The organism is Actinopolymorpha sp. B17G11, from assembly GCF_040196095.1.
Classification (GTDB): Bacteria; Actinomycetota; Actinomycetes; order Propionibacteriales; family Actinopolymorphaceae; genus Thermasporomyces.
Window position 1 is genome coordinate 1 of record NZ_JBEFTW010000031.1, and the last position, 13,161, is coordinate 13,161.

A 13,161-nucleotide genomic window follows, 5' to 3' on the forward strand; every position below is an offset into this window, starting at 1 on the left:
CAGAAGCCAGATCAGCCCGCAACGTCTTCACCGCAACCGTCCGACCAAGACGCCGATCAATACCGATACGCACCTCGGCCATACCCCCGTGACCGAGCACCTCGCCAAGGTCATACCGACCGCCGAGTCGGGGTAAGCCGGTCTGCTCGGCAACCGGTGTGCCGTGGTTCTCAGCCCGGTGACTGGGGGACATGGTTACCGTCCGATCGTCTGCCGCCACTGTGTGTGGCCTGGGCGCCGCCACTGTCGCTGTGCATCCCCGCCAATAGCGGTGCAAGCATACGCAGCCTGTGCCCGTCCGCCGAGACGGGCAGAAGCCCGCCGGGGTCTTCGCTCAGGAAGGGTCCGCACCAGCCACCGGTGGTCCGCCTGCTCGGATCGTGGTCGGTGGCGGACAGTACCGTCCGCGGCATGACTGAGCCGTCCTATCTCCTGGCCACCCGGGCCGCCTACGACACCGTTGCTGTCGACTACGCCGAGCTCCTCGAGGTCGAACTTGGCGAGAAGCCGCTGGATCGGGCGTTCCTGGCCGCGTTCGCCGAACTCGTGCAGGCCGGCGGCGCCGGTGCGGCCGGCGCGCCGGGCCCAGCCGCCGCGGGCGCGGCTCCGGTCGCCGATCTCGGGTGCGGACCCGGCCGGGTGACGGCGTATCTGGACGGTCTCGGCCTGCGCGTGTTCGGCGTGGACCTGTCGCCGGCGATGATCGAGGTGGCCCGGCAGGCGCACCCCCACCTGCGCTTCGAGGAAGGCTCGCTGGCCGATCTGGACGTGGCCGACGGCGTGCTCGGCGGCATCGTCGCGTGGTACTCCATCATCCACACGCCACCGGAGGACCTGCCGCGGATCTTCGCGGAGTTCCACCGGGTCCTCCGTGCGGACGGCCAGGTGTTGCTCGCCTTCCAGGCCGGTGACGAGCGGGTACGCCTCGAGCATGCCTATGGCCACGCGATCGAGCTCGACGCCTACCGGTTGGCGCCCGACCGGATCGCCGCGTTGTTGGCCGCGGCCGGGTTCGTCGTGTACGCACGGACGCTCCGCGAGCCTTCCGGGCCTGAGAAGACCCAGCAGGCCTTCCTCATGGCCCGCAAACAAGGGACGACGGCGTGAGGCTCCGCCGCCGGGGCGCGCCAGGACTCGCACTCGGTCGCTCAGCGGTAGGCCCGCGCCTGCAGCTCGAACAGCTCCGCGTACCGGCCGCCGGCCTTCGCCAGCTCCTCGTGCGTACCGGCTTGCAGGATCCGGCCGTGGTCGAGGACCACGATCCGATCGGCCATGCGTACGGTCGAGAATCGGTGGGACACCAGCACGGTGATCCCGCCGGTCGCCGCCGACGCCGCCTTCGAGGCCGTTGCGAACCGGTCGAACAACGCGTGTTCGGCTTCGGGATCCAGCGCGGCCGTTGGCTCGTCCAGTAGCACCAGCAGTGGCCGCTCTCGCATGAACGCCCGCGCCAGTGCCACCCGCTGCCACTGCCCGCCTGAGAGGTCGATGCCACCGGCGAAGCGGCTGCCGAGCTGGGTCCGCACGCCGCTGGGCAGCGACTCGACCACGGTCCGGGCGTCGGCGCGGTCCAGTGCCGCCCCCACCGCGGCGAGGTCGTCGATCCGGTCGACGTCGCCGATCCCGACCGCCTCACCGGCGAGGAACTCGAAGTTCACGAAGTCCTGGAACCCCGCCGAGATCCGTTGCCGCCACCGGGTCGGATCGATGCTCCGCAGGTCGGCGCCGTCCACCAGCACGGCGCCCTCGGTCGGGTCGTACATCCTGGCCAGCAGCTTGACCAGCGTCGTCTTGCCCGCCCCGTTGTCACCGACGAGGGCCACGGTCGAACCGGCGGCCAACGACAGGGAGATCCCGGAAACCGCGGGACTGCCGGAGGCGGGATAGGAGAAGCCGACCGACCGGAGCTCGATGCCGGACCGCAGCCGGGCCGGCGCGGGCTCCGCGGTGTCCCCCCAGGAGTGTTCGTCGGCGTAGCGCCGGATCCAGTCGTACCGGACGAACGTGCGAAGAATATCGGCGAGCCATGCGGAGTGCCCGGCGATCCCGCCGGTCAGCTGGTCGATCTGTGGCGCGACCAGAATCACGAGCGCGACGTCTCCGGCCGTCAACTGGCCCTTGCGTGCCTGCGAGATCACCCACAGGACGGCAAGGGCGTAGGCGACGCCGAAGCCGATGCGGGCCGACGCCTCCACCATCCCGCCACGGACCGCCGCACGGGTCTCGAGAGCGCCCCGGTGTTCCTGCAGCCGCGTGAGCCGGTCGACCAGGACGGTACGCAGACCGAAGACGCGCAGCTCGAGGGCATGCCTCGGGTCCTTGACGATGTCGATCAGCCGACTGACTACCCTGCCCTGCGGCATGCCCGCCTCGTGTGCGCTGGTGTTCCACCGCGTGCTCACGTAGGCGGCCCAGACCCGGCCGACGCCCAGCAGGGGCAGGAGCAGCAACGCCGGGTGGACGCTACCGAGCAGCACCAGAACGGCGATGGTGTTGGCCATCGTGGCGGCCATGTACATCAGGATCTGGAAGCTGAAGCCAAGGTTCCAGGAGTGCTCGCGGACGTACTCGATCCGGTTCGCGACGGTGGGATCTTCGTGGTGCCTGATGCCGGGAACCGACGTCGTAGTACGCAGGAGGTTCTGGAACACTCGCCCGAAGACCTTCTCGTCGGTGGTGTCCTTCACCTGGCCGGTGACCACGGACGCGACGAACAGCACGCCGAACCCGGCGAGAAGGACGCCGATGCCCCACGCGATCGCCGAGCTGGACTCTGCCGTCAGGCCGTCCACCAAGAGCTTCACGCCGTACACCTGAACCGGCGCGGCCACCGACTCGGCGACTGAAGCAAGGCACTGCACCAAGACGAGAAACGGGGCCGCACCGAACGCCGTCGTCAGACACAGCCGGAACGCCCGGAAGGCCTCAGACATCGCCCACTCCGGACAGGTATCGCTCGGCCTGCAGCCGGAACATCGATGCGTACCGACCGTCGGCGGCGATGAGTTCGTCGTGGGTGCCGGACTCGGCAATCCGCCCGCCGTCCAGCACGCAGATCCGGTGCGCATCTCGTACGACGGAGAACCGGTGGGAGATGATCAGCGACGTCACTCCCGTCGTGAGGTCGAGGTAGCGCTCGACCAGCGCGGCCTCGGCGCGCACGTCCAACGCCGCGGCCGGCTCGTCCAGGACCAGGACCGACGCACCAGCGGCGACCGCGAACAACGCACGCGCCAGCGCGACCCGCTGCCACTCGCCGCCGGACAGGTCGACCCCGCCGTCGTGGGTCTTGTCGAGGATCGTGTCCCAGCCGTCCGCGAGTTGCTCGATCGGTTCGGTGATGCCGGCCTGCGCCGCGACCCGATGCAGGGTCCGGACGTCGCGGGCGTGTTCCGCGGCACCGAGCACGACGTTGTCGCGCGCCGACAGCGGGAAGCGGCAGAAGTCCTGGACGATCGTGGCCACCTGTCGCTGCCAGGCGGAGATCTCCAGCTCGCGCAGGTCGATACCGTCCACCGTGATCCGGCCGGCCGTCGGTTCGTACACGCCGGCGAGAAGTTTGACCAACGTCGACTTGCCGGCGCCGTTGACCCCCACCAGTGCCAGCGCCTGGCCGGCAGGCAGCTCGAAGTCCAGGTCGTGGAGCACGTCCAGATCCGTGCTGGGATAGCGGAAACAGACGTTCTCGAAGCGGATGCTGTGCCGCGGCAGGGACGCGATCGCCGGGGTCGTCGGCGCCGACGGGGCGGGCTGCTTCGCGCGGATCGTACGTACGGGATGCCGGCTGGCGATCAGTTCGGGCAGGTCGCTCAAAGCGCGAAAGGCGGCGACGGACCGTTTGGCCTGGATGGCGGCCCACCCGTTGTGGGACGTCCCCACCGCGAGGATCGCGGGCACGACGGTGGCGACCTCGGTCAGTGGCAGCTGCCCGGCCAGTACGGCCCGCCCCACCAGGAGGATCGCCATGGCGTGGACGCCAAGGTGCGCAAGGCTCACCGGAAGGGTCTTCCAGAGCCGGCGTCGGCGTGCCGTCCAGATCGGCGTCCAGTTGGCGAGGAACGCGGTCGTGTGCCGCTCCACCAGCCACGGCCCCAGCCCGAAGACCCTGAGCTCCTTGGGCGCATCCCTCATCCCGAGGTCGAAGACGTAGTCGGCCTTGCGGGCGTTTTCGGTGTAGCCGAACATCGAGTCGAGTTCCGTACTGACCAGGCGACCTTGGTGCCACTCCATGAAGAATGTTGCCGCCGCCAACCCCGCCGCGACCCACCACGAGAACGTCAGCCCCACCAGCCCGGCGCTCCCCAGCAGGAGCAACCGACTCGCCACCAGATCCGGCAACGTCTCCAGCCCGGTGCGTACCTGGAAGCCGAAATGATCGTTGTCCCCACTCGCCCGTGCGGCCTGGTCCAGGACGACGGGATCCTCGAGGTGGGCCATCCCGCTGGGACCGAGCAACGGGTCGGTGAGCCTGACCGTGACGTCCCGCCGGACGTGGTTGACCATCGCCTGGCGGGCGGGATGCCGGAACGCCGGCAGGACGCTCACGACCACGAAGACGAGCAGAAGGCAGGTCAACCACGCGGCGAAGACGGGCAACGACATGGCACCCGGCCGGTCAGCGACCACCGAAGGAACGGCGCCCACCACCTGCCCGACGAGCAACGTCATCGCGACCCCGAGTGCTGCCGAGAGGACCGCGAGCCCGAACGCGAGGAGCGTCGGCGTACGGCCGACCCGGTAGGCGTAACCGATCAGTGTGAGCATCGGCGGCACGATACGGAGGAAAACCGGCCACCCCTGCGTCCTGTTTCCTCGCTATCTTGTGCTTTCATGCGTGCCGACCGCCTGGTGGCCATCGTCCTGCTCCTCCAGGCTCACGGACAGCTGACCGCCCCTGCGTTGGCCAGCCGGCTCGAGGTGTCCGAACGAACGATCCGTCGTGACCTCGATGCTCTGCTCCTCTCCGGGCTGCCGTTGTACTCACAGCGCGGTCGGGGTGGCGGGTGGGCACTGACGGACGGCTACCAGGTCAACCTCTCGGGCCTGACCGCCGACGAGGCCCAGGCGCTCTTCCTCGCGACCGGTCCCGAACTCCTCGCGGGTCTCGGGATCGAACAGGGCGTGTCCTCGGCCCTGCGCAAGCTGCTCGCCGCTCTGCCCAAGGAGACAAGGAGCCACGCCACGAAGGCGCACCGAGCTGTCCACGTCGACCCGACCCGGTGGGGTCAGCTCGCCGAGGAGACGCCGAGAATGCTGGCGAGCCTTCGCGCCGCCGTCGTCGCCGGCCTTCAGGTGGACCTGACCTATGCCAAACCAGGGCGCGAGGCGTCCGTACGCCGGGTCCATCCGTACGGGTTGGTCTCGAAGAGCGGTGTGTGGTACCTCCTCGCGGGCACGGAAGCCGGCCCGAGGACGTTCCGAGCTTCCCGGGTGGCCGACGTCGCCGCCACTGCCGAGCCGGTCGAACGCCCGGACGACTTCGACCTGGCTCGCGCCTGGGAAGAGGTCAACCACGAGTTGCCCCACTGGCCCGACCAGATCAGTGTGGAGTTCTCCGTCGAAGCGGACGCCGTACCCGAGGTGACCGGGGTCCTGGGCCCCTGGAACAACGTTCAGGCACTCGACCCCGGCGAGAACGGGTCAGCTGGGCCGCGGCGGTTCCGTGCCCGCTTCCCGTCCGTCGGCGATGCCGCCTTCGAGCTGATCTACTTCGGCGAGGCGGTCCGGGTCCTCGCTCCAGCGTCCGTACGACACGAGCTGGCGCGGATCGGGCGCAACCTCGTGAGCGCCTACGCACTACCGCCTGTTCGGGATCGTTCCGTCGGGATCGGCGGCGGCGCCCAGCAGCCGGCGTACGCCGTCCCTGACGTGTGAGTGACTGCCTTGGTGCGGCGCCTGCGGTGCGTCGCTGGCCGATGCGTTGGAGAGGGGAGAGGGGTCGCAGTGCCGTTGCCGACGCTGGTCGTGGTGAGTGGGCCGCCAGGTGGATTCGGGAAGACCACGCTGGCGCACGAGATCGCCCGCGCGGTGGGTTGCCCGGCGATCTGTCGCGACGAGATCAAGGAAGGCATGGTGCATGCCAATCCCGGCTTCGTGCCTGGTCCCGGTGACCCGCTGACGGAGCGGGTGTTTCCGTTGTTCTTCGACGTTCTCGCGATGCTGGTGGGTGCCGGTGTGAGTGTGGTCGCCGAAGCGGCCTTCCAGGGCCCGGTATGGCGCCCTGGCCTCGAACGACTGGCGAGGCTCGCGGACCTCAGAGTTCTCCAGTGCATCGTCGATCCGGACATCGCCCACGCGAGGAACATGCAACGTGCGAAGGAGAATCCGCTCCGCCGCGCTGCCCATGGAATGAGATCGGCGCAGCGGTCGGGGGAGCCCAGGCCGTATGCGTACGACCCGATCTCGATGGACGCACCCGTGCTCCACGTCGACACGACCAACGGATACCGGCCCGCCCTGCCCGGCATCGTCGCCTTCGCCGGTGGCCGACACCACGTGCCAGGATGATCGGACGTACGCGGAAATCTCGAGGAGGTCCCGACCCCGTGAACAGTGGCGTGACGGACGTACGACCGCGGCCAGCCGTTGTTCCCGGCCTTGTGTCGGTGACGTTCCGCCAGCTCGCGCCGGCCAGGGTCGTCGAGCTAGCTGCCGACGCCGGGCTGCGGGCGGTCGAGTGGGGTGGCGATGTCCACGTACCCGTGGGAAACCTGCGGGCCGCTGAGCACGTACGAGGACTGTGCGCCGGCCACGACTTGGCTGTGGCGAGTTACGGCTCGTACTTCCGGCCGGGTTCCGACGCTGCCGCCGACTTCGTACCCGTCGTCGAGACCGCCGTCGCACTCGGCGCACCCTCGGTAAGGGTGTGGGCCGGGCGGCTCGGTTCGGGGGAGGCAACCGAACGCCAGCGTGCGGACGTCGTCGACGGGCTGGCGAAAGCAGTCGTGCAGGCGGCCGAGCATGACCTGAAGGTCGCGCTGGAGTTCCATCCGGGCACCCTGACCGACACGGTCGACTCGACGCTCGCGTTGCTCGACGAGGTGCGTGTGCTGCTGGGTACGTCTGGCCCGGCAGCGTGGACCTACTGGCAGCCGGGACGTGGTACGCCGACGCCGGCCCAGGCACGCGACGAAGTGCGCGCGCTCGGCCGCCATCTCATGACGGCCCACGTCTTCTCCTGGAGCGCCGACGGTGCCCGGCTGCCACTCGCGGACCGCGCGGACCTGTGGCAGGGCGTACTCGCCGATCTGCGAGGCGAGCAGGGGGCCGAGCCGCGGGCTGAAGGCGATGCGGTGACCCGCTTCGCCCTGCTGGAGTTCGTACGCGATGACGACCCAGGAGCGTTCCGGCAGGATGCGGCGAGCCTGCTCGACTGGCTTGACGGTTAGTCAGAGGCCAAGCGGGCCATCCCCGGCATGCTCATTACCGCAGGTGTGAGAGCAGCTCCGTGAGCGCGGCGATCGAGTCCTGCGGGATCGCGCCGTCCTCGGCCCGCATCCAGGCATGCTGCGCGGACGGGAACCGGCCACGGTAGAGCTGCGCAAAGGCGAGAACGTTGTCCCGGGCGTTCTGCGCCGGCGTGACCTCCTCGCCGACCAGGCGGCGCGCGGAGTACGACAGCGCGATCCGGTCCTGGAGCCACTCCGGTACAGCGTCGACCATGGCGGAGACGCACTGAGGGTGCGCGTGCGCTGCCGTCATGAGGCGAGCGGCAAGCTCGGGATCACCGTGCCGTCGCGCCCGCGCTTCGAAGAGCGTCCAGTACCGTCCGAGCGAACCGGCCCGTCGACCCCAGCGTTCGGTGGCGACCTCGGCGAGAGCGCCCCCGGCCTTTCGGAGACTGATCCAGGCGCCCGCGGTGTCGCCGCTGTGCACCAACCGCTCGGTGTCCCGGAGTAGTTGCTCGGCCAGGTCGCACCAGGACTCGCGACGCCTCGCGACCACACCGGCGTCGAAGCGGTGCCGAGACGACCAGTCCAGGAAGACCGCCGCCACGTCGTGTGGGTCGTGGATCGCGACACCGCCGTAGATCTTGTCGATGCCGTGCAGCCAGCGCGGGTCGTCCATGCGTTCCACCGTGGCGGGGAGACCACCCGAAGCCGTCTGCCGTACCTCGGCCTCGTCGAAGGTCAGCCGCCCGGCGTCGACCGCGGTGTAGATCCCGCTGCTGCCCCACATCTCACTCAGCTGGTACGCCGCCCGGTCGACGTCGGCGGCTGCCTCCCGCACGTCGCGTCCGGAGCACAGGGCCATGAGGTCGATGTCGGACATGGGCCAGTGCTGGCCGCGGCCGACGCTTCCGCCCAGGACGAGTCCGGTGACGCCGGGAACCGCGGCCAATGCCTCGACCGCCTCCGCGCATCGACTGGCCAGCCGCTCCTTCCACCCGAGCAGGCGGGGATCGACATGCTGCGCTGGTTCGTAAATCTGCGGCACGAGGCAAGCCTCCTACACGGGCACGAGCAGGAACGACCGCAGCAGGATACGTGTCAGTGGGCGGCTCGCCGGAGCTTGAACACCGGGTGGTGGCCTGCCTCTGCCTCCCAGTCCGCGAGGGGAGCATCGGGTGAGGTGGAGAAGTACGGCGCGAACGCCTTGCGCAGCATGGGGCTCGCGTTGGCCACGGCGTCGCGGAGGAGGGGTGCTCCCTCCGCCGGCGTCAGCTCGTGGGCGGTCACGTCGAAGGTGCTCCCTCGCCAGGTGAGGGTGGCAGAGCCTGCGGCGCGGAGGTTCTTCACCCAGTCCACCACTCCGTAGGGCGCCATCAACCGCCAACCCTCGCCTTCGCCGTCGTTGTCGGGGAGCAGAGCGATGGGAGTGGTACGAGGCAGTCCGCTCTTGCGGCCCGGGACCGTGAGCAGGGCCGTGGGAACACCGGACCCGCGGACGGGTAGGCCGAGCTTGATGAGGATCGTCATGACTCGGTTGGCGATTCGCAGACCCGTCGAGTGGTGGTAGGTACGCACAGTCTCCTCCGAACGATGATCGCACAGTGGTTCGCAACCCAGATAATACGAGATTCATAGTACAGCTCTCGCGGATGCTCCTGAGCAGGCGGGGGCGCCCACCGAGAGATCAGGACGCCCGAATGTCGATCCGGGCGGGCGCCGATCGTGTAGACGATGAGAGCCGGGCCGAACAACGCCGCAGGAACCACACCCATGGAGGCGTACGAGATGAAGCACTATCTGCTCAGCATCCAACAGCCCGACGGAGCCGGCCCGCCGCCGCCGGAGTTCCTCGAGCCGATCATGCGCGACGTGGACGCCTTCAACGCAGAGCTCAGGGCCGCCGGTGCCTGGGTCTTCGCCGGCGGGCTACACGAACCGAGCACCGCCACCGTCGTACGGGTGAAGGATGGGGACCTGCTGACCTCCGACGGACCGTACGTCGAAGGCAAGGAGCACGTCGGCGGGCTCTCCATCGTGAAGGCGGCCGATCTCGACGCCGCCCTCGAGTGGGGTCGCAAGCTTGCCGCGGCGACCACGCTCCCGGTGGAGGTACGCCCGTTCCAGGGCGAGACCGGCGACCACCTGGCGTAGGCAATCGGGTCGCGTCGGACCCCGGCGTTCTGCGACAACGCCGTCTACGTCGAACCGAACGTCTGGATCCACCACGACCTCGGCGCAGCGTGATCGTTGGCTCGGGCCGAGCCTTGACTGTCGGGCGTCGCCGGTTAAAGTGGCGCCAGCGCGTTGGGGTCGCGCCGAGACTCGCCGGAAGGCTTGAAGCCACCTCGCTGCGCTTGGGTTTGAGCGGCAGACACCCGAAGCTCTGAATCGTCCGTGCGGGTCCGGGCGAAGAGCGAGGTGTTTTTCATGAGGACGCTCCCCGACAACCCCAGCCTCGACCACCTTCGTCGACAGGCCAAGGACCTTCTCGGCGGGCTGCGGGAGTCTGAGCCGGGAACATCCCTGTCGGATGCACAGTCGGCGTTGGCCAAGCAGTACGGGTTCCGCACCTGGACCGACCTCAAAGCAGAGGTCGACCGGAACAGGGGCAAGGCAGACGTCGCCGACAAGACCCTGGCCGAAGCCGTGGCAGCGCGCTACGGGCTCGGCAAGGTGACCGCTCCGATGCGCTCTGTGGCCCGGCCCGACAACATCGGGCAGCGATGGTCGCTGGAGACCGAGCAGGGCCGCTGGACCGTTCGTACGATGGACAACTGGACCCCGATCACCGCTGCGGAGACCGACGTCGCCCTGCAGGAGGCGGCGGCCGCGGAGGGGATTCGGATCCCGGCGCCGGTACGCAGCCGGACCGGCGCGATCGTCGAGTCGGTCGGTGGGCACAGCTGGCGCGTCTACGAATGGGTCAACTCCGGTCCACCACTCGCATGGCCGGTGAGCTCGAAGGACGCGTACGCGGTGGGCGAGATCCTCGCCAAGGTCCACCGCCTCGCCATGCCCGTGGACCGCATCAGCCCGTGGCACGCCAGGTTCCTGTTCCGAGCGCAGTGGCCTGGACTGGTTGCGGCGGCACAGGCCAGGGGAGTCGACTGGGCGCCCCTCCTCGCCAAGGCCACACCGGCGATGGTCGAGTGGGAGACCATCGGTGCCGACGTCCCCGTGCCGGCACCGGTGATGTGCCACAACACGTTGGGCCCGGCCAAGGTGTGGCGCGGAGAGGGCGGTCGCCTCATCGTCGTCGACTGGGACTACGCCGGTGGACAGCCACCAAGCTGGGAGTTGTGCGACGCCCTGATGCATTTTGTGCACACTGCGTCCGGCCACCGCGCGATGATCGACGGCTACCGGGCACACGCGGGATCGCTCCCGCCCCTGAGCCTGGCCATGTTCCGCGGAGCGCTCAACAGCCTCGCGAACTACATCGCCGAGCAGGTCGAAACAGCACTGAACGCCCACGGTGGCGAGGATCAACGCCTGGCGGACCGCAGTGTCCGACATCTCCTTTCCGGGCGCCTGCCCTCTCCCGACAGGCTCGAACAGCGCCTCGCCGCGGCTCTCTCGTGATCGTGGCCCGTTGGCAGTTCAAGCCCGTGGCCGTTCGACCCGGGGCCGTGAGGTCCGGGGGCCGAACGGCCCACGGGTGATGGACCTCCGGACGGTCGGATTCCGACGTGACCAGAGATCTCCTTTTTGGTGGAGGCTGGGAACCGAGAGGAGTACGAAATGACCGAGAGCGGTGCCAAACCCACGAGCAGAGCCGAACCCGGTGCGCTCGACGTACCCACGGACCTCAGCCACGGAGGTGTCGTGGAAATCTCGGGAGAGCTCCGAAAGCTCCTCGCCGACGTCTTCGCGCTCTATGTCAAGACGAAGAACTTTCACTGGCATATGACCGGCCGGCACTTCCGTGACTATCACCTGCTGCTCGACGAGCAGGCGGAACAGATCTTCGCGATGTCGGATGACGTTGCCGAGAGGGCGCGCAAGATCGGCGGCACGACCATTCGTTCCGTCGGTGACATTGCCAGGAACCAACGTCTTGTGGACAACGACGTCGAATTCATGCCCCCGGACGAGATGATGCGGGAACTACGCGACGACAACCGGGCGCTGACGCACTACCTGCGGGCGACGCACGAGGTCTGTCAGAAGTTTGACGACGTGGCGACGGCCAGCCTGATCGAGACCTGGATCGACGAGACGGAACGACGCACCTGGTTCCTGGCCGAGGTCGTCACCGCGGTCTGAGCCTGGTTCCGGCGGCGCGGACCGTTCGTCGGCGGGTGATCATCCTGGCGGTGGTCAGCCGCTGAGGTCGACGACGACCTTCACGTCTCCGGCAGCTTTGTGAAGGGCGTCGGAGAATCCGTTCATCGGAACCCGGCGGGTGATGAAGCGTTCCAACCATCCCCGGTCGGCCTTGGCGAGTGCGTCGGCGGCCTGTTCGAAGTTGCGGCGGGCGGCGTTGACGGAACCGAAGAGCACGGTGTTCTCCAGCACCATCTCCTTGTTGACCTGGTCCAGCGCCACCCTGACCTCGCGGGTCCCTGCGGAGAGCCCAGTGAGGCAGATCACGGCATTGGGCGGAGCGACGTCGGGGAGATCGAACACCAGCGGTCCGTGACCGGTGCACTCGATGACGACATCTGGTTCGACGTCGATGTCCGTCACGCTGCCGGTGTGGAAGGTCGCACCGAGGCCGGCGACGAGTTGTGGTTTCGGTTCGGCGTCGTTGATGTCGAGCACGTGCACGTCAAGGCCGCGTTGTACCCCCAACAGAGCGGCCAGCAGTCCGATCGGGCCCGCGCCGGTGACCAGCGCAGCCTTGGGCCGCGACCAGGAGCGAGTGACGAAGCGGTCGGTCTGCTCCCAGGCCTTGGCCAGAACGGATGCCGGCTCGACGAGTACGCCAAGGTCCCGCAGGTCCGGGTCCACCTTGACCGCGTACTCCGGTTCGATACGCCACCGCTGCGAGCCGAATCCGTCGAGCTCCTTGATGCCACGCTCGGTGTACCGGCCGTTGCGGCAGAAGTCCATCTCGCCGTGCGCGCACGGCTCACACGGCACCGGGTCGGGCCGGCGCACGATGCCGACGACAAGATCGCCGGGCTCGAAACCGCTGTCTCCGGGTGCCTCCAGAACCTCCCCGAGGGACTCATGTCCCACCAGGAGGCGGTCCTTCCCGGGAGGCGGCCATCCGTATCCCTGTTCGACGATGTCGACGTCGCTGCCGCAGACTCCCAGCAGCCGGCCGTCGACCAGGATCGATCCCTGTGTGCCCGGCGGCTCGTCGACGTCGCTGACGCGTACCTCGTCGGGTTTGCCCGGAACAACCGTAATTGCTTTCATGATCTCCCCAAGGGGCGTCAGCGGAAACGACCGTACGAAAGCATGTGCCGTCCCTTCTCTGGTATCAGGGCGAGCTTTGTGTACGACCGGGCCATTCGAATTTCTTCGACCATGACCTTCGGCGGTACGCGCGCCGACGCGGGGCTCCCGGTGCCGGGCGGCGTCGGGCAGGCTTCATGAGACTTTTATGGCTGAGTAACCACCAGCAATTCAGTGGACAGTGGCGGCACAGAGGAGTACGTATGAGCGACGACCACATGGGGGGAGGCTCGATGGATCCGGTTTGGATGCTGGTCGTGATCGTGATTGTTGGCTACGTGTTGTCAATACTCCTTCATCCGTATGCAAAATGTGATCGCTGCAAGGGTTTGGGCCGCCACCCGGGCTCGTTGTTCACCTACTC

Annotated in this window: 12 protein-coding genes; 7 read left to right on the forward strand and 5 right to left on the reverse strand. The window is 68.4% G+C overall.

Translation table 11 applies throughout. The annotated features are described in order from the left end of the window. Positions 1-411 precede the first annotated feature (411 nt). A complete protein-coding gene (locus tag ABN028_RS26210; RefSeq protein WP_349698460.1) occupies positions 412-1,107 on the forward strand; it encodes a class I SAM-dependent methyltransferase in 696 nt (231 codons plus the stop codon). A gap of 41 nt (positions 1,108-1,148) precedes the next feature. Here the strand turns inward: ABN028_RS26210 and ABN028_RS26215 are convergent, their stop codons facing one another. Both ABN028_RS26215 and ABN028_RS26220 read right to left on the reverse strand, forming a co-directional pair. Further along, positions 1,149-2,933: an ABC transporter ATP-binding protein gene (locus ABN028_RS26215; protein WP_349698461.1), complete on the reverse strand. Its 1,785-nt coding sequence runs from the start codon at positions 2,931-2,933 to the stop codon at positions 1,149-1,151. Further along, a complete protein-coding gene (locus tag ABN028_RS26220; RefSeq protein WP_349698462.1) occupies positions 2,926-4,764 on the reverse strand; it encodes an ABC transporter ATP-binding protein in 1,839 nt (612 codons plus the stop codon). The genes ABN028_RS26215 and ABN028_RS26220 overlap by 8 nt, the downstream gene beginning before the upstream one ends. A gap of 66 nt (positions 4,765-4,830) precedes the next feature. On the opposite strand from ABN028_RS26220, the gene ABN028_RS26225 reads away from it, so the two are divergent. From ABN028_RS26225 to ABN028_RS26235, 3 genes are all read left to right on the forward strand, one after another. Beyond that, entirely contained in the window at positions 4,831-5,874 is a 1,044-nt protein-coding gene (locus ABN028_RS26225) for a helix-turn-helix transcriptional regulator (RefSeq protein ID WP_349698463.1), read from the forward strand. Between the two features lie 93 nt (positions 5,875-5,967). After that, a complete protein-coding gene (locus ABN028_RS26230) occupies positions 5,968-6,507 on the forward strand; it encodes a P-loop nucleotide/nucleoside kinase family protein (protein WP_349698464.1) in 540 nt (179 codons plus the stop codon). Positions 6,508-6,545: 38 nt separating this feature from the next. Next, positions 6,546-7,388, forward strand: a complete 843-nt coding sequence (locus tag ABN028_RS26235) for a sugar phosphate isomerase/epimerase family protein (protein WP_349698465.1) — start codon at positions 6,546-6,548, stop codon at positions 7,386-7,388. A gap of 34 nt (positions 7,389-7,422) precedes the next feature. On the opposite strand, the gene ABN028_RS26240 is transcribed toward ABN028_RS26235, so the two are convergent. After that, the gene (locus ABN028_RS26240) at positions 7,423-8,436 is read right to left on the reverse strand and encodes a hypothetical protein (protein WP_349698467.1); all 1,014 of its coding nucleotides are present in this window, start codon (positions 8,434-8,436) and stop codon (positions 7,423-7,425) included. 53 nt (positions 8,437-8,489) lie between these two features. After that, positions 8,490-8,966, reverse strand: a complete 477-nt coding sequence (locus tag ABN028_RS26245) for a nitroreductase family deazaflavin-dependent oxidoreductase (RefSeq protein WP_349330483.1) — start codon at positions 8,964-8,966, stop codon at positions 8,490-8,492. Positions 8,967-9,122: 156 nt separating this feature from the next. Here ABN028_RS26245 and ABN028_RS26250 point away from each other — a divergent pair, with 156 nt between their 5' ends. The 3 genes from ABN028_RS26250 to ABN028_RS26260 all read left to right on the forward strand — a co-directional run bounded on the left by ABN028_RS26250 (position 9,123) and on the right by ABN028_RS26260 (position 11,657). After that, positions 9,123-9,542 carry a YciI family protein gene (locus ABN028_RS26250; RefSeq protein WP_349698468.1) on the forward strand — a complete coding sequence of 140 codons (420 nt, stop codon included), beginning with the start codon at positions 9,123-9,125 and terminating at the stop codon, positions 9,540-9,542. Between the two features lie 276 nt (positions 9,543-9,818). After that, complete coding sequence (locus tag ABN028_RS26255; RefSeq protein ID WP_349330485.1) at positions 9,819-10,973, forward strand: phosphotransferase; 1,155 nt, start codon at positions 9,819-9,821, stop codon at positions 10,971-10,973. Between the two features lie 159 nt (positions 10,974-11,132). After that, positions 11,133-11,657: a Dps family protein gene (locus ABN028_RS26260; protein ID WP_349330486.1), complete on the forward strand. Its 525-nt coding sequence runs from the start codon at positions 11,133-11,135 to the stop codon at positions 11,655-11,657. A gap of 54 nt (positions 11,658-11,711) precedes the next feature. On the opposite strand, the gene ABN028_RS26265 is transcribed toward ABN028_RS26260, so the two are convergent. Further along, positions 11,712-12,758 carry a glucose 1-dehydrogenase gene (locus tag ABN028_RS26265; RefSeq protein WP_349330487.1) on the reverse strand — a complete coding sequence of 349 codons (1,047 nt, stop codon included), beginning with the start codon at positions 12,756-12,758 and terminating at the stop codon, positions 11,712-11,714. Positions 12,759-13,161: the final 403 nt, after the last annotated feature.

What these genes read in the sequence shown, in the direction of transcription:
- ABN028_RS26210 (WP_349698460.1), top strand. Translation starts at nt 412, where the DNA reads ATGACTGAGCCGTCCTATCTCCTGGCCACCCGGGCCGCCTACGACACC.
- ABN028_RS26215 (WP_349698461.1), bottom strand. Translation starts at nt 2,933, where the DNA reads ATGTCTGAGGCCTTCCGGGCGTTCCGGCTGTGTCTGACGACGGCGTTC.
- ABN028_RS26220 (WP_349698462.1), bottom strand. Translation starts at nt 4,764, where the DNA reads ATGCTCACACTGATCGGTTACGCCTACCGGGTCGGCCGTACGCCGACG.
- ABN028_RS26225 (WP_349698463.1), top strand. Translation starts at nt 4,831, where the DNA reads ATGCGTGCCGACCGCCTGGTGGCCATCGTCCTGCTCCTCCAGGCTCAC.
- ABN028_RS26250 (WP_349698468.1), top strand. Translation starts at nt 9,123, where the DNA reads ATGAGAGCCGGGCCGAACAACGCCGCAGGAACCACACCCATGGAGGCG.
- ABN028_RS26255 (WP_349330485.1), top strand. Translation starts at nt 9,819, where the DNA reads ATGAGGACGCTCCCCGACAACCCCAGCCTCGACCACCTTCGTCGACAG.
- ABN028_RS26260 (WP_349330486.1), top strand. Translation starts at nt 11,133, where the DNA reads ATGACCGAGAGCGGTGCCAAACCCACGAGCAGAGCCGAACCCGGTGCG.
- ABN028_RS26265 (WP_349330487.1), bottom strand. Translation starts at nt 12,758, where the DNA reads ATGAAAGCAATTACGGTTGTTCCGGGCAAACCCGACGAGGTACGCGTC.